Origin of the sequence: Xylophilus sp. (assembly GCA_009914555.1) — a bacterium.
Lineage (GTDB): Bacteria > Pseudomonadota > Gammaproteobacteria > Burkholderiales > Burkholderiaceae_C > WNDY01.
Genome location: WNDY01000041.1, coordinates 1 through 14,470 on the forward strand (window position 1 = coordinate 1; position 14,470 = coordinate 14,470).

At 70.3% G+C, this 14,470-nt stretch carries 14 protein-coding genes and 1 pseudogene; 8 read left to right on the top strand and 7 right to left on the bottom strand.

Annotation, left to right across the window (positions count from 1 at the left end):
- From GAK38_RS16590 to GAK38_RS16615, 6 genes are all read left to right on the top strand, one after another.
- Positions 1-360: IS3 family transposase (locus tag GAK38_RS16590; RefSeq protein WP_291785121.1), on the top strand; the 360-nt coding region annotated here is incomplete at its 5' end.
- Positions 361-452: 92 nt separating this feature from the next.
- Positions 453-2,039 (top strand): TonB-dependent receptor, encoded by a 1,587-nt coding sequence (locus GAK38_RS16595; RefSeq protein ID WP_325345986.1) that lies wholly within the window; start codon positions 453-455, stop codon positions 2,037-2,039.
- Between the two features lie 11 nt (positions 2,040-2,050).
- Positions 2,051-3,361, top strand: a complete 1,311-nt coding sequence (locus tag GAK38_RS16600; protein WP_325345988.1) for a Rieske 2Fe-2S domain-containing protein — start codon at positions 2,051-2,053, stop codon at positions 3,359-3,361.
- Positions 3,358-4,095 carry an NADPH-dependent oxidoreductase gene (locus GAK38_RS16605; protein WP_325345990.1) on the top strand — a complete coding sequence of 246 codons (738 nt, stop codon included), beginning with the start codon at positions 3,358-3,360 and terminating at the stop codon, positions 4,093-4,095. Before GAK38_RS16600 ends, GAK38_RS16605 begins: the two co-directional genes overlap by 4 nt.
- A gap of 17 nt (positions 4,096-4,112) precedes the next feature.
- Positions 4,113-5,105, top strand: a complete 993-nt coding sequence (locus GAK38_RS16610; RefSeq protein ID WP_325345992.1) for an aldo/keto reductase — start codon at positions 4,113-4,115, stop codon at positions 5,103-5,105.
- A 101-nt stretch (positions 5,106-5,206) separates the two neighbouring features.
- Positions 5,207-5,662 carry an Rrf2 family transcriptional regulator gene (locus GAK38_RS16615; protein ID WP_325345994.1) on the top strand — a complete coding sequence of 152 codons (456 nt, stop codon included), beginning with the start codon at positions 5,207-5,209 and terminating at the stop codon, positions 5,660-5,662.
- Here GAK38_RS16615 and GAK38_RS16620 read toward each other — a convergent pair.
- From GAK38_RS16620 to GAK38_RS16640, 5 genes are all read right to left on the bottom strand, one after another.
- On the bottom strand, positions 5,659-6,603 hold the full coding sequence (locus GAK38_RS16620; protein ID WP_325345996.1) for an AEC family transporter: 945 nt from the start codon (positions 6,601-6,603) through the stop codon (positions 5,659-5,661). The two genes, GAK38_RS16615 and GAK38_RS16620, sit on opposite strands and share 4 nt — an antisense overlap.
- 121 nt (positions 6,604-6,724) lie before the next feature.
- Positions 6,725-8,830 (bottom strand): TonB-dependent receptor, encoded by a 2,106-nt coding sequence (locus GAK38_RS16625; protein ID WP_325345998.1) that lies wholly within the window; start codon positions 8,828-8,830, stop codon positions 6,725-6,727.
- Positions 8,831-8,973: 143 nt separating this feature from the next.
- Positions 8,974-9,372 (bottom strand): hypothetical protein, encoded by a 399-nt coding sequence (locus GAK38_RS16630; protein WP_325346000.1) that lies wholly within the window; start codon positions 9,370-9,372, stop codon positions 8,974-8,976.
- 145 nt (positions 9,373-9,517) lie between these two features.
- The gene (gene msrA / locus GAK38_RS16635; protein ID WP_325346004.1) at positions 9,518-10,081 is read right to left on the bottom strand and encodes a peptide-methionine (S)-S-oxide reductase MsrA; all 564 of its coding nucleotides are present in this window, start codon (positions 10,079-10,081) and stop codon (positions 9,518-9,520) included.
- 24 nt (positions 10,082-10,105) lie between these two features.
- Entirely contained in the window at positions 10,106-10,630 is a 525-nt protein-coding gene (locus GAK38_RS16640) for a hypothetical protein (RefSeq protein ID WP_325346006.1), read from the bottom strand.
- Positions 10,631-10,814: 184 nt separating this feature from the next.
- Between GAK38_RS16640 and GAK38_RS16645 the strand changes: the two genes are divergently transcribed.
- The gene (locus tag GAK38_RS16645) at positions 10,815-11,087 is read left to right on the top strand and encodes a hypothetical protein (protein ID WP_325346008.1); all 273 of its coding nucleotides are present in this window, start codon (positions 10,815-10,817) and stop codon (positions 11,085-11,087) included.
- Positions 11,088-11,468: 381 nt separating this feature from the next.
- On the opposite strand, the gene GAK38_RS16650 is transcribed toward GAK38_RS16645, so the two are convergent.
- Both GAK38_RS16650 and xseA read right to left on the bottom strand, forming a co-directional pair.
- Positions 11,469-12,056 (bottom strand): superoxide dismutase, encoded by a 588-nt coding sequence (locus GAK38_RS16650; protein ID WP_325346010.1) that lies wholly within the window; start codon positions 12,054-12,056, stop codon positions 11,469-11,471.
- 54 nt (positions 12,057-12,110) lie between these two features.
- Positions 12,111-13,424 (bottom strand): exodeoxyribonuclease VII large subunit, encoded by a 1,314-nt coding sequence (gene xseA, locus GAK38_RS16655; RefSeq protein WP_325346012.1) that lies wholly within the window; start codon positions 13,422-13,424, stop codon positions 12,111-12,113.
- 350 nt (positions 13,425-13,774) lie between these two features.
- Here xseA and GAK38_RS16660 point away from each other — a divergent pair.
- Positions 13,775-14,408 (top strand): annotated as a pseudogene (locus GAK38_RS16660) (MotA/TolQ/ExbB proton channel family protein).
- The last annotated feature ends 62 nt before the right edge of the window (positions 14,409-14,470 follow it).

Below are 14,470 nucleotides of genomic sequence, written 5' to 3' on the forward strand. Positions count from 1 at the left end.
GCTACGCTGGTTTGCGACGCGCTGCGCATGGCGCTGTTTGCTCGCAATCGGCCTCGGGGAGTGATCGTGCATACTGACCGTGGTAGCCAATACTGCTCGCGCGAGCACCGCGCCCTGTTGGAGCAATACGCTTTGATCGCCAGCATGAGTGCCAGAGGCAACTGCTACGACAACGCAGCAATGGAGAGTTGGAACCACAGTCTGAAGGTCGAGGCCATCCATGGTGAACACCTCGCCACACGGGAGCAGGCCAAGGCTCATGTGTTTGACTACATTGAGGTTGACTACAATCGGATCCGGCTGCACTCGACCCTGGGCTACCTCAGCCCAGAGCAGTACGAGCTGGCCAATGTCGCTTAGATAGGTGTCCGTAAATCAGGGGCAAGATCAGCCAGGAGAGCTGGGCCAGCCTCGGCGTCGGCAACTACGGCGCGCGGGAATTCAAAACCTACGTGGCCGGCACGCTCAAGCCCGACCTGCTGTATGGCAGCTTCGCGCTGTCGCGCCGCGTCAACGACGGCTACGGCTACAACGCCACGCTCAACAAGAAGGTCAGCGACACGGACACGACCCAGTTCCGCGGCAAGCTGCGCCTGACTCCCGGCGGCGGCTGGAACGCCGTGCTGGCGGTGGACGGCCTGATCGACCAGTCCGACAACAACCGCGTGAACTTCCCCACCTCGGCCGCGCCGCGCACCACCTACACGCCGATCGACCTCGACGACTTCAAGCGCCACAGCGGCGGCCTCTCGCTGAAGGTCGAGAAAGCGCTCGACGACGGCCTCAGCTTCAAGTCCATCACCTCGTACCGCCGCTGGCACGACCATCCCAACACGATGGAGCAAGGCGGGCTGGTGCAGCTGACCTCGGGCGGGGTGCAGAACCCGAGCCAGAAGTCCGCCGTGCAGGAGTTCCAGCTCCAGGGGCGCCAGGCGCGGCTCGAATGGACCGCCGGGCTGCTGCTCTCGCAGGTGACCTACGACTACCACCGCACCAGCTGGTCGCGCAGCACGAGCACCGGCGTCGTCTCGCGCAACGAGGGTCTGAGCGAGCGCGAGACGACCGACGTAGGCCTCTACGCCCAGGGCCGCTACGCCCTGCGCGACGACACCGGCCTGACCCTGGGCGGCCGGCTCTACAAGACCCGGCAGGAGGCCTCCAGCGCCTACTGGACGGTCAATGACGGCGGCGCCCGCAGCGCGCTGGTCTACGCGTTCGACGGGCTCAGCACGAAGAGCGACGGCTTCATCCCCAAGATCGGCGTGGACCACCACCTCACGCCCTCGGTGCTGGTCTACGGCAACGTCGCCCGCGGCGAGCGCTTCGGCGGCTTCGCCGACGCCACCGGCGTGCAGCGCTCGGCCCAGTACCCCACGACGCCCGAGAAGGTCACGAGCTACGAGGTCGGCACCAAGGCCACGGCGCTCGACGGCCGTCTGCAGGGCGAGGTCTCGCTGTTCTACAACGACTACGACAACTACATCTCCTCGGTGCGCCACGTGGTCATCGACGGCGTGACGGTCAACACCACCGTGGCCGTCAATGCCGGCCGCGCCCGGCTCTACGGCCTCGACTACGACCTGACGGCCCGGCTGACGCCGAATCTGGACTGGCGCTTCTCGGGCGAGTTCCTGAAGACGAAGTTCGTGGACTTCCTCAACCCCACGGGCGAGGCGTCGACCAACTACGCCGGCAACCGGCTGCCCAACGTCGCGCCGGGCACGCTGTTCACCAGCCTCGACTGGCGCCAGGGCATCGGCGGCGGCACGCTGAACCTCAACGCCACGGTGCAGTACATCCGGGCCTACTACACCGACGTCGCCAACACCGCCGCCACCAAGACGCCGGACCAGACCTACGTGAACCTGTACGCGGGCTACACCACGGCCGACGGGCTGTGGCTGTGGTCGCTGCGAGTCAACAACCTGCTCGACAAGGACTACGCCGTGCAGCGCACGGTCTCCACCGCCACCGGCGTGGATGCGACCGCGTGGAACGCGCCGCGCACCGTGGTGCTGGGCCTGCGCCGCTACTTCTGAGCCGGCCGCGCATGGCGATGACGCAGGATGACAACGAGGACCTGTGCCGGGTCGGCCCCGGCACGGTGATGGGCGAGCTGCTGCGGCAGTACTGGCATCCGGTGCTGCACAGCGACCAGCTCGCCGCCGACGGTGCACCCATCCAGGTGCGCCTGCTCGGGGAGGACTTCGTCGCCTTCCGGGCCAGCGACGGCCGCGTGGGCTTCTTCCACGAGAAATGCCCGCACCGCGGCGCCTCGCTCGTGCTCGCGCGCAACGAGGACAACGGCCTGCGCTGCATCTACCACGCCTGGAAGTTCGACGTGGAGGGCCGCGTGGTGCACCTGCCCACCGAGCAGGACCACGACGCCGAGGCGCAGGCCCGCTGCGTGAAGCTGCGCCGCCATCCGGTGCGCGAAGAAGGCGGGCTGGTCTGGGTCTACCCCGGCGGCCGGCCCGTGCCGGCGCCGTTCCCGGCCTTCGACCTGCTCGCGCTGCCGCAGGAACGGCGCTACCTCCGCTCGGGCCCGGTGCACTGCAACTGGGTGCAGATCATGGAGGCCTTCCACGATTCCTCGCACGTCGAGCAGTTGCACCGCGACACGCTGTTCGGCCCCGACGCGCGGATGACGCCGCTGCGCGAGGCCCGGCTGCGCACGCGCGCGCGCACCGAGTTCATCGACGCGCCCTGGGGCCTGCGCGAGGCCGCCGTGCGCACGCTGCCCGACGGCACGCGCAGCGCCAACATCAAGGCCTTCGTCGCGCCGCACCACGTGCTGCTGCCCTCCGAGCCCGGCCGGCCCGCCACCCTCGTGACGGCGGTGCCGATCGACGACACGCACACGCGGCTGTTCTTCCTCTCGGGCGAACGGCGCCCGCGTCCGATCGACCCGGCCGAGGCGTTCGGCGGCCGCGTGGCCGACCCGCACGACTTCCGCGGCGACATCGGCACGCCCGAGACTGCCTGGGGCCAGGACCGCGAGGCGATGCGCCGTGGCCATGCCAACGGGCTCGTGGGCAAGTCGGTCATCCAGGAGGACGTGGTGGTCGCCGAATCGATGGGCCCGATCGCCGACCGCAGCTACGAGCATCCCACGGCCGTGGACGCGGGCATCGTGCGCATCCGCGAGCGGCTGCTGGCGGCGGCCCGGGCGCTGCGCGCCACCGGCGCCGTGCCGCCCGGGCTCGCGGGCGACACCGACTACGGGCGCATCCGCACGCTCGTCACCTTCCTCGCGCCCGGGGAAAACTGGGGGGAGATCAATCTCCATACGCGCTGGGAACAAGTGCTCCAGGAGCATACCCCTGCATCAACATCACCTCAACGAAAGCCATCGGCATGAACGACACCCTGCAGCTCCTCCACGACCACCGCAGCGACCGCGCCTTCACCGGCGAGGGCGTCCCTGATGCGCAGCTCGACGCCATCGTCGAGGCGGCCCACCGCGCGCCGAACTTCTTCAACGGCCAGCAGATCTCGCTGGTCGTGGTGCGCGACGCCGAGCGGCGCCAGCGTATCTCGGCCCTCACCGGCGGGCAGGCCGCGATCGCCAAGGCGCCGGTGTTCATCACGGTCGTCATCGACTTCCACAAGACCGCGCTCGGCGTGCAGCTGGCCGGCGGCAGCCAGGTGATCCACGAGAGCGTCGAGGGCTTCGCGGTCGGTGCGGTCGACGCCGGCATCGCCGTGGCCAGCCTCATCGTCGCGGCCCGCTCGCTCGGGCTCGGCGCCGTGCCGATCGGCGGCATCCGCAAGGACCCGCAGGCGCTGATCGACCTGCTGGAGCTGCCGCGCCTGACCTTCCCGATCGCCGGCGTGGCGCTCGGGCCCATCGCGCAGCAGGCGCCGCAGAAGCCGCGGCTGCCGCTGTCCTCGTTCCGCCACGACGAGCACTACCGCGCGCAGGGGCTGCAAGACGACATCCGCGCCTACGACCGCACGCTGGAGGACTACTGGCGCGCGCTCGGCCGGCCCGAGGGCAAGACCTGGTCGCAGGCCGCGCTGCGCTACACGAAGGTCTACTTCCCCGAGACCCGCGCGGCTACGCTGCGCCAGGGCTTCACGCTCGACAAGTGAGCGAGGCGCCACGCTCCATGCAGTACACCCGCCTGGGCTCCGCCGGCCTGGCCGTCTCGCGCCTCACGCTGGGCACGATGACCTTCGGCTACCAGACGTCGGACAAAGATTCCGCCGCCATCCTCGACCGCGCGGCCGAGGCCGGCGTCACGCTCATCGACACGGCCGACATCTACCCCTACAGCGGCGGGCTGCCGCTCGCCGGCCGCACCGAGGAGATCCTCGGCCGCTGGCTCCAGGGCCGGCGCCACCGCTTCCTGATCGCCACCAAGGGCGCGGCGCAGGTCGGCCCCGCCGCCTGGGACCGCGGCAATTCGCGCAAGCACCTGCTCGCGGCCGTGGACGCTTCGCTGCGCCGCCTGGGCGTGGACGATGTCGATCTCTACCAGCTGCACTGGGACGACCCCGACACGCCGCTCGACGAAACGCTCGAAGCCCTGGACACCATCGTGCGCAGCGGGCGCGCGGCCTATGCGGGCGTCTCCAACTTCCTCGCCTGGCGGCTCGCGCGTGCGCTCGGCCGCAGCGAGGCGAACCGCTGGAGCCGCGTGGTCTCGGTGCAGGCGCGCTACAACCTGCTGTTCCGCGAGAACGAGCGCGAGCTGCTGCCGCTCGTGCGCGAGGAAGGGCTGGGCCTGCTGGCCTACAACCCGCTGGCCGGCGGCCTGCTCACCGGCAAGCACCGCGCCGATGCGCCGCCGGCCGAGGGCACACGCTTCACCTGGGGCCCCACCTCCAAGCGCTACCTGGAGCGGTACTGGGGCGAGCGGCAGTTCGCCACGGTCGAGGCGCTCACGGCGGTGGCGCGGGAAGCCGGGCTGGACCTGGCGACGCTGTCGGTGGCCTGGCTGCTGTCGCGCCCCGGCGTGAGCACGGTCATCGTCGGCGCGAGCCGGCCGCAGCAGATCGATGCGAGCCTGCGCGCCGCCGACCTCGCCGTGCCGGCCGAGGTGCTGCAGCGGCTCGACGACCTGACGGCGGAATACCGCCGCGGCGACCTGCTGCGCTGAGGCCGCCCGCCCGCGGGCCGCACAGAGGGAGCGTATGATCGTCACGCACATACACACACCCGCACGCCCGCGGAGCCTGGCGGAGCCTGCGCCGACCCACCATGCCCACCAGTACCCGATTCGCCGTGGCGCTGCATGCCCTGAGCGTGCTGGTCGTCAACGGCGACAGCCCGACCCGGTCGGAGCGCATCGCCTCCAGCGCGAACACCAACCCGACCGTGATCCGCAAGCTCTTCTCGCTGCTGGCCAAGGCCGGCATCACGCAGTCGCAGCTCGGCAACGGCGGCGGCATGCAGCTCGCGCGGCCGGCGGCGGACATCCGCCTGCTCGACGTCTACCGGGCCGTGGAGGACACCGAGGTCTTCGCGCTGCACCGCGGCAAGCCCAACCAGCGCTGCCTCGTGGGCAGGAACATCCAGGCAGTGCTCGCGCCGCGCTTCGATGCCGCACGCACGGCACTGGAGCAGGCGCTGGCAGAGGTATCGCTCGCCGACGTCGTGGCCGACATCCGCGCACGCCGCACCCTCTCCGAGCCGGAAGCGCTCGCCGAGGCCTAGACGCGCGTGGCGATCGCCAGCGCCAGCGGCACCGTGACCAGCCCCGCGATGGTCGAGACGGCCACGCTCGCGGTCACGACCTCCTCGGCCGCCGCGTAGCGCTGCGAGAACAGGAACACGTTGGCGCCGATCGGCAGCGCGGCCGTCACCACCATCACGCCCAGCGGCAGGCCCGACAGGCCCATGGCCCAGCCCAGGGCCAGCACGGCGAGGGGATGCAGCACCGTCTTGATGGCCGACAGCCCGAGGGCGCCGCGCAGATGCGTGCCGATGGGCGTGAAGGCCAGCGTGATGCCCACGACCAGCAGCGCCATCGGCCCCAGGCCCACGCCCAGCATCTGCAGCGACTGGTCCAGCACCGGTGGCAGAGTCCAGCCGGTCTGCGCGAACAGCATGCCGGCCACGATCGGCAGCGGCACCGGATGCAGGATGCCGTTGCGCACCGCCTTGAGCACGGTGACGGCGATGCCGCGCTGGGCCTCGCCGCGTCTGGCGGCCTCGCGAGCCGTGGCCAGCTCCAGCACGACGGTGACCAGCGTCAGCAGGATCAGCGAATGGACCGACACCAGCGTGAACAGCATGGTCAGCCCCGCCTTGCCGAAGGCCAGGCCGACCAGCGGCACCCCGATCATCACCGTATTGCTGAAAGTGCCGGCCAGCGCCATCACCGCGCCGGCCCGGTTGAAGCCGTGCGCCAGGATCACGACGGTGAAGATCGCCAGCGCGGCGATGAAATAGACCAGCACCGGGCCGAAGTCCAAGTCTTCCGGATGCACCGTGCTCATCGTGCGAAACAGCAGCGCCGGCGACAGCACGAGAAAGACGATGTTGCTGATGTCGCGCACCGACTGCCTCCCCACCCACCCGAGCCGCACGCTGGCATAGCCCAGCGAGATGAAGAACACGACAGGGAAAAGCGAGGAGAAGACGGCAGCGTTCACGATGGCAAGCGCAGCTCGCGCGAGAACGCGGTGCAGGCGGAAAGAGGCAGGCGCAGGCGCCCGACTATACGCCGGCCCTGCGCCTTTGCGCCCGATGCGCGGCTTACCTGCCGCACCCTGTTTAGAACGTGGCCTGCAGGCCCACCTTCAAACTCCGCCCCGGCAGCGGCGCCTTCGGAAACGCCGTCGTCGTCAGGATCGACGTGGCGCTGTAGGCCAGCTTGTCGCTGATGTTGTCCAGCCGCGCATACCAGAGCAGGCTGGCGCGCGAGGCGCCGAACTGCGCCTGGGTGCGCCAGCCGACGGCCGCGTTCCACAGCGTGTAGCCGCTGGTGGCGCGGGTGCCGTCGCTGGGCACGCGGTGCTGCGCGGCGATGGCGTCGAAGCCGCCCGAGACGCTCAGCGGTCCGTTGGCCCAGGCCAGCGTGGCGCCCACGCGCGCCGGCGCGATGCGCGGCAGCGGCTCGCCGGTGTCGCGGTTCTGCGCGCGCACCAGGTCGCCGCGCAGGCGCAGGTCCAGCGTCGAATTGCCCACCGCCGCCGGCGCCCCGGCCAGGCCGGCCGCCCCCCACAGGCGCACGTTGCCGCTGGCCTCCAGGCCGTAGAAGCGGGCGCGCACGCCTTGGTAGCGGTACTCGGGCAGCGTCTCGTCGCCGTCCGTCGGGTTGCGCTCGCCCTCCTCGCTCAGCACGTCGCCGGTGGGCGTGAGGCCGATGTAGTTGGAGAAGTTGTTGACGTAGGCATTGACCGCGAAGCGATGCGGCCCGTCCTTCCAGGCCGCGCCGAGGTCGAGCCCGGTGGACTTCTCCAGCCCGAGGGCGGGATCGCCGGTCTCCCAGGCCGCGGTGGCGATGTGCGGGCCGTTGGCGAACAGTTCGTAGTCCTTCGGTGCGCGCTGGGTGTAGGCGAGGTTGCCGGTGAGCTGCCACTGCGGCGCCACGTTGACCAGCGCGCCCACGGCGGCGCTGCCGGGGTGGAACTTGCGGGTGCCGACGGCGAAGCGTTCGATGTCGGCGCTGCCGAAGGAGCGCACCTCGACCTGCTCGGCACGGCCGCCGAAGGTGAACTTGCCCCAGTCCTGCGCCAGTTCCTCGTACACAAAGAGCGCGGTCGATGCGGTGCGGCTGCGCGGCGCGAACGCCTCTTCGCCCTCGGCCGAGAAATGGGTGTTCTCGACCTGCAGGCCGATCACGCCGTTGAGGCGGCCGATGGGCGTGTGGCGGGCCTCGACGCGCAGGTCGTTGCCGCGGTTGCGGAAGGTGGTGCCGGCCTCGCCGCCTTCGAACTCGGTGTGGCGGTAGTCGGTATGGCTGAAGCGGGCCTTCACGCTTTCGATCAGCGCGTTGCCGAAGCGGTATTCACCCTCCAGCGCATAGCGGTCGGAGCGCATGCCGATGGTCACGTCGTCCTCGGCCACGGTGCCGTAGTCGCTGCGGAACGTCGTGGCCGAGACGCCGATGTAGCCGCGGTCCAGGAACACCGTGCCGCCGACCGAGCCGCCCTTGGTCTCGCTGGCCGAGTTGCAGATGCGGTGCGCCAGGCTCGGCGAGCCGGGCCGCTCGCATTCGAGCGCAACCGGCACGCGCACGTCGCTGGTGCGGCGGTCGAAGGCATCGACGTGAATGGCATAGCGGTCGTTGCCGGCCTCGACCATCGCGGCGCCGCCGCGCTCCTTGTTGCCGGTGGCAAAGCCGAGGTCGGCCCGGCCGCTCACGCCGTCGAGCTTCTCGCGCGGGATGCGGTTGTCGATCACGTTGACCACGCCGCCCACGGCGCTGCCGCCGTAGAACAGCGCGGCCGGGCCGCGCAGCACCTCGATGCGGTCGGCCACCAGGGCATCGGCCGGCACGGCATGGTCGTAGCTGAGCGCGGAGGCGTCGATGGTGGCGCCGCCGTTGCTCAGGATGCGGATGCGGTCGCCGTCGAGCCCGCGGATCAGCGGCCGGCTCGCGTTGGGACCGAAGTAGCTGCTGGAGACGCCGGGCAGGCCGTCGAGCGTTTCTCCGAGCGTGGGCTTGGCACGAATGGCCAGGTCGGCGCCGGACAGCTGCGCGGCCGGCGCCACCAGTTCGCTGCTGCCGAGCGGATTGCCGGTGACGGTGATCTCCGGCAGCACGCGCGTAGGCGTGGTGGAGGCATCGGCATCGGGCGCGGACTGGGCGAACGCGATGCTGCCGAGCGACAGGAGGGCAACGCCGATGGCGCTGCGTCGGAAAGGGATGTGCATGGGAGGAAGGGGCCGGATGAGTTCGGGGCGAGCGCCACGGCACGGTCGCGGGCGGCCGACCATGAAGAGACACGGCCGCTGCGGACACGACGCGAGGACGCCCGGCCGGCGGCCGCGAGGCCGCCGGCGACGAGGAAGGGACGTCAGCCGCGCGCCGGGGGTGCGCGGGCCTCGAAGTGCGCCGGAGCGCGTGGCGGCGGCGCGGCGTGCGGGGCAAGCCCCGGGGCGTCGCCCTGCGCAGCCGTCAGGTCCGCCAGATGCACGGCCAGCGGCGTGCCGCCGTGGCAGTGCTGGTCGTAGAGCCGGCAATCCCCGTCGTCATGCTCGGCAAAGAGCGCGGAGACGAGCGTGCTGCCGCCGTGCGCCGGATGGACTTCGGCTGTGGCCGGCAGCCGTCCCTGCGCCCGCGGCAGGTGCACTACCCGGTGCATGAAGCCCAGCGTAGGCGCCAGCACCACCGCCCAGACGAGGAAGGCCCCCAGCGCGCTGCGCCAGGCCGCGTCCCGGCCGCGCGGGCGCATGGCGGCGGACGGGCGGGACACGGGGGAAAGCGGCGCAGCAGTGCGGATCATGGCAGACAGCCCGCGATTATCGCCGTTCCGCGTCCAACGGGATGCATATACCCCTCACCTAAATCACTGGAGCCACCCATGATCCGCCCACCTCCAGCCCATACACCCGAGGGGATCAATTCTCGACGCGGTAGTACCTGGCGAAGGTCTGACGCAGCTTGTCGACCTTGGGTGCGACGACGAAGGCGCAGTAGCCCTGGTTCGGATGGTTCAGGAAATAGTCCTGGTGGTAGTCCTCGGCCGGCCAGTAGTTGACCAGCGGCCGTACCTCGGTGACGATCTCCCGGCCGCCGAACGCACTCTGCTGGCGCAGGCGGCGGATCAGGTTCTCGGCCACGGCCTGCTGTTCGGGCGTCTCGTAGTAGATGCCGCTGCGGTACTGGGTGCCGACGTCGTTGCCCTGGCGGTTGAGCGTGGTCGGATCGTGGATGGCGAAGAAGATCTCCAGGATCTCTTCGAGGCTGATCGCATCCGGGTCGAACCGCAGCCGCACCACCTCGACATGGCCGGTGGCGCCGCTGCAGACCTGTTCGTAGCTCGGCTGCTCGACATGGCCGTTGCTGTAGCCGCTCTGCACGTCGGTCACGCCGATCACACGGTCGAACACCGCCTCCAGGCACCAGAAGCAGCCGCCGCCCAGGGTGATCGTTGCGAGCTTACGGTCTTGTCGATGTTCCACGGCTTTTCTCCACGGGATAGTTGGTCATGCGGGGCTTGCGGTCATGGCGCGCGTCCTGTGGACTCCCGCTTTCCAGAGGGCCAGCGCGGCGCCCGCGAGCACAGCGATCATGCCGTAGGCATGCGGTGCGAACGATGAGAAATAAAGGATGGGAACGACGGCGAAGTGGGCGGCAAAATAAGCGGCCGCCGCGGCCGAGACCGCCACGGCGGGCGATGCAAGCGCTTGGCCGCAATGGATGAGCCAATGCGTCGTGAAGACATTGAAGCAGAAATACGCGAACTGCAGAGCGATGTACCCCGCCACGGCGCAGGCGGCTCCGCCGCCGAAGCCCGAGACGGCGAGCGCCGCGACCGCGAGCAGGCCCAGCAGTTCGCAGGCCCGCCTGAAACCGATCCCGCGCCCTGCCAGACTGCCGGCCCGCCACCATGCGGTGGCCGAGAGCGCCAGCAGCGCAACGCTCGTGCAGACGCCTACCGCGCCGGTGGAGGTCAGCGTGATGCCCTGGCGTATCAGAAGCGGTTGCGCGATGCGCCAGGCGAGATCCATGCCCAGCCAGCCGAAGGTCAGCGTGACCGTGAGAGCTACCGTCTGCTCCCACACCCGAAGCCCCGGCCCCGCGGCCGCAGCCGCGAGGCCGGGACGCAGGCTTTCGCAGCGCAGCCGACAGCACAGGCACCGAGAAGCCCCCGATCGCCAGCGCGGAAACCGCGGCTGCCCTGGCCATCCCGAAATGGTCCTCGACCGGCAGCACGATGCCGTTGCAGAAGATCCAAGCCAGCACGATGCCCGTCGAGCCCGACAGCGCGATGTGCAGCGCGCTCGTTTTCTGACGGACGTCTGCCGCCAGGACCGAGGCAGCTTCGAGAAATCCTCTTTCCAGGCCGGAAACGGTGCAGACGACCACGCCGGACGCGAAGAGCGTGTTCTTCAGTCCCGCGGTATCCGCCGTTCCCGATGCCAGGACGGCCAGGACGCAGAACGTCAGAACGATCAGGAGCCGTGAAAGCAGCACGAGCCGCAGGAGCAACGCCGCGTCCGCCTGCCGCGGCAAGGCAGCCAGCACCGCGGGCACGACAATGCCGCGCAGACACCACAGCAGGGACAGCGATGCGAACAGGGCCAGCGTGCCGGTCGGTGCATGGTGCGATTTCAGTATCGTGGGAACGGCCAGCACGAAGAACTGGACCGCGAACTGGTTGCCGAGCCAGGCGGTTTGCACGGAACGGGCGTGCCGGGACGGGTTCCCTGCGGTCGGGACAGCGACAGGTTTTGCCATCCTTCGAACTTACGCCATCTGTCAAGCCCCCGAACCTCCCACAGGAAGATGCGGAAAAAAAAGCCGGCCGGGACCCGAGGCCCCGGCCGGCCCGCGGCACGTCCGCGATCAGGCGGCGAAGTTCGCCTCGGCGAACTTCCAGTTCGCGAGCCTGTCGAGGAAGGTCTCGACGAACTTCGGACGAGCGTTGCGGTAGTCGATGTAGTAGGCGTGCTCCCAGACGTCGACGGTCAGCAGGGCCCTGTCGGCGGTGGTCAGCGGTGTGCCGGCGGCGCCGGTGTTGACGATGTCGACCGAGCCGTCGGCCTTCTTGACCAGCCAGGTCCAGCCGGAGCCGAAGTTGCCCACGGCGCTCTTGGTGAAGGCTTCCTTGAAGGCGGCGAAGCTGCCCCACTTGGCCTGGATCGCATCGGCCAGGGCGCCGGCCGGCTCGCCGCCGCCGTTGGGCGTGAGGCTGTTCCAGAAGAAGATGTGGTTCCAGATCTGGGCCGCGTTGTTGTAGATGCCGCCAGAGGACTTCTTGACCACCTCTTCCAGAGGCAGGTTCTCGAATTCGGTGCCCTTCTGGAGGTTGTTGAGGTTGTCCACGTAGGCCTTGTGGTGCTTGCCGTAGTGGTACTCCAGCGTTTCCTGCGAATAGTGCGGCGCCAGGGCGTCGATCGCGAAGGGCAGCGGAGGCAGGGTACGTTCGGTCATCGTGGTTCCTTGTGGTTTGTCATTGACGAAAAGGGGCCCGGCCATTCTAGGGACTTATCGGCCATTGTCCGGCGACACCCGCACATCGACCACGCCGTCGGCCAGCGTCGCGCGCAGCGCCTGGCCGGCATGGGTCTGCGCCGCGCGCGTGACCGGCACGCCGTGCTCGTCGGCCAGCCAGGCATAGCCGCGCTCCAGCACCAGCTTCGGGTCCAGCAGCCGCAGCCGCAGCTCGACGCGGGACAGCCGGTCGCCCGCGCGGTCGCTGCGCTGCTGCATGGCGCGCGGCAAGGCCCGCGCTGCCTCCGCGCCCGGCTGGCGCAGCCGCTCCATGCGCAGGTGCACCGCATGGCGCAGCCGCTGCGCCGCGCGCGCGAGCCGCAGCTGCTGCTGGGCCGCGCGGGCCGATGGCCGGCCCAGCCGCGAGGCGGCCAGGTCGAGCCGCTGGGCCTGGCGGTCGAGCACTTCGCGGACGGCGCCTTGCAGTTGGTCGCCCAGCTGGTCGAGCGCGCCCAGCCACACGCCGCGCGGCTGCGCCGCGAGTTCGGCCGCGGCGGTGGGCGTGGGTGCGCGCAGGTCGGCGGCGAAGTCGGCGATCGTGAAATCGGTCTCGTGGCCCACGCCGGCGACGACCGGCACCGGGCAGGTGCGGATCGCGCGCGCGACCTGCTCGTCGTTGAAGGCCCACAGGTCCTCGATGCTGCCGCCGCCGCGCACCAGCAGCACCAGGTCGATCGGCGGCGCGCCGGCCGGGCCCCGCCCGGCAGCAACGGCGCCGAGCGCGCCCAGCGCCCGCACCAGCTCGGCCGGCGCGCCCGCGCCCTGCACCGACGCCGGCGCGATCACCACCGGGATGTGCGGCACGCGGCGCGCGAGGGCGGTGGCCACGTCGTGCAGTGCGGCGGCCTGCGGCGAGGTGACCACGCCGATGCCGCGCGGCAGCACCGGCAGGGCCCGCTTGTGCACTGCGTCGAACAGGCCTTCGGCCTCCAGCCGGGCCTTCAGCCGCAGAAACTGCTCGAACAGCGCGCCCTGCCCGGCGCGCGTCATACTCTCCACCACCAGCTGCAGATCGCCGCGCGCCTCGTAGACGCCCAGGCGGCCGCGCACCTCGACCAGCTCGCCGTCGCGCGGCGGGAAGTCCAGCAGGCCCGCGGCCCGGCGGAACATCGCGCAGCGCAGCTGGCCGACGGCGTCCTTGAGCGAGAAATAGCAATGGCCGCTGGCCGCACGCGAGAAGCCAGTGACCTCGCCGCGCACCGCGACCGGATTGAAGCGGGCATCGAGTGCGTCGGCCGCAGCGCGGCAGAGCGCACCCACCGGCCACACCCGCGGCGCGGCGGCGCCGTCATCGGTGGAGAAGCTCATGCTGCCTTCCGGCAGCAGGCCGTGGCCCAAAGGCGGCGGCTACCTGCACTACTCCACAGCTGCGGGCGGGCCAGAGCATGTGTGAATGATTTGTCAAGCCCCCGCGCAGACGTCGACGCGCCCGTGCAAGCCGTTGATTTCATTGGATTTTTTTGCGCCTAATTTTTCATCAAAGTGTCACCGCGACGATCCGGCGCCGTCTGGCGGGCCGCATCCCCAAGGTTTCCCACAAAGTTATCCACAGATTCTGTGGGCAGCTGGAAGGGGGACAGGCGGCAGCCGGGCCGGGCGGGAGTCTGGCGGGCTACGCCATAATCGCGGGCGGATTTTTCACCGCGCGGAGAGCACTTTTGCTGTCGATCATACAAGCCGCAGGCTGGCCGATCTGGCCATTGGTAGCCTGCTCCATCCTCGCGCTGGCGCTCGTCATCGAGCGCTTCCTGGCCCTCAAGACCGCCCGCGTGGCCCCCCCCCAGACTGCTCGACGAGGCCATCTCCGTCTCGGCCCATGCGGTGCCTTCGCCCGATGTGGTCCGGCAGCTGGAACAGAACTCGGCCCTGGGCGAGGTGCTGGCCAGCGGTCTGCGGGCGCTCAACGCCAACCCGCGCACCAGCGACGACGACCTGCATGCCACGCTCGAAGGCGCCGGCCGCGTGGTGGCCCACCGGCTGGAGCGCTACCTGAGCGCGCTGGCCACCATCGCCTCGGCCGCGCCGCTGCTCGGCCTGCTGGGCACGGTCATCGGCATGATCGAGATCTTCGGCTCGCAGGCCGGCGGAGGCGCGGCCGGCGCCGGCAACCCGGCCCAGCTGGCGCAGGGCATCTCGACGGCGCTCTACAACACGGCCTTCGGCCTGATCGTCGCGATCCCGACGCTGATCTTCTGGCGCTACTTCCGCGGCCGCGTCGATGCCTACCTGCTGACGCTGGAGCTGGCCGGCGAGCGCTTCCTGCGCCATCTGAAATCGCTGCGCAGGCCATGAACAAGGCCCCCACGCTCCCCCGCTGCGTGTGGCTCGCTGCCCCCCAAGGCGGCCCCAACCTC

Coding starts and splice junctions, on each gene's coding strand:
- GAK38_RS16600 (WP_325345988.1), top strand. CDS start 2,051: ATGGCGATGACGCAGGATGACAACGAGGACCTGTGCCGGGTCGGCCCC.
- GAK38_RS16605 (WP_325345990.1), top strand. CDS start 3,358: ATGAACGACACCCTGCAGCTCCTCCACGACCACCGCAGCGACCGCGCC.
- GAK38_RS16610 (WP_325345992.1), top strand. CDS start 4,113: ATGCAGTACACCCGCCTGGGCTCCGCCGGCCTGGCCGTCTCGCGCCTC.
- GAK38_RS16615 (WP_325345994.1), top strand. CDS start 5,207: ATGCCCACCAGTACCCGATTCGCCGTGGCGCTGCATGCCCTGAGCGTG.
- GAK38_RS16625 (WP_325345998.1), bottom strand. CDS start 8,830: ATGCACATCCCTTTCCGACGCAGCGCCATCGGCGTTGCCCTCCTGTCG.
- GAK38_RS16640 (WP_325346006.1), bottom strand. CDS start 10,630: ATGGATCTCGCCTGGCGCATCGCGCAACCGCTTCTGATACGCCAGGGC.
- GAK38_RS16645 (WP_325346008.1), top strand. CDS start 10,815: ATGGTCCTCGACCGGCAGCACGATGCCGTTGCAGAAGATCCAAGCCAG.
- GAK38_RS16650 (WP_325346010.1), bottom strand. CDS start 12,056: ATGACCGAACGTACCCTGCCTCCGCTGCCCTTCGCGATCGACGCCCTG.
- xseA (WP_325346012.1), bottom strand. CDS start 13,424: ATGAGCTTCTCCACCGATGACGGCGCCGCCGCGCCGCGGGTGTGGCCG.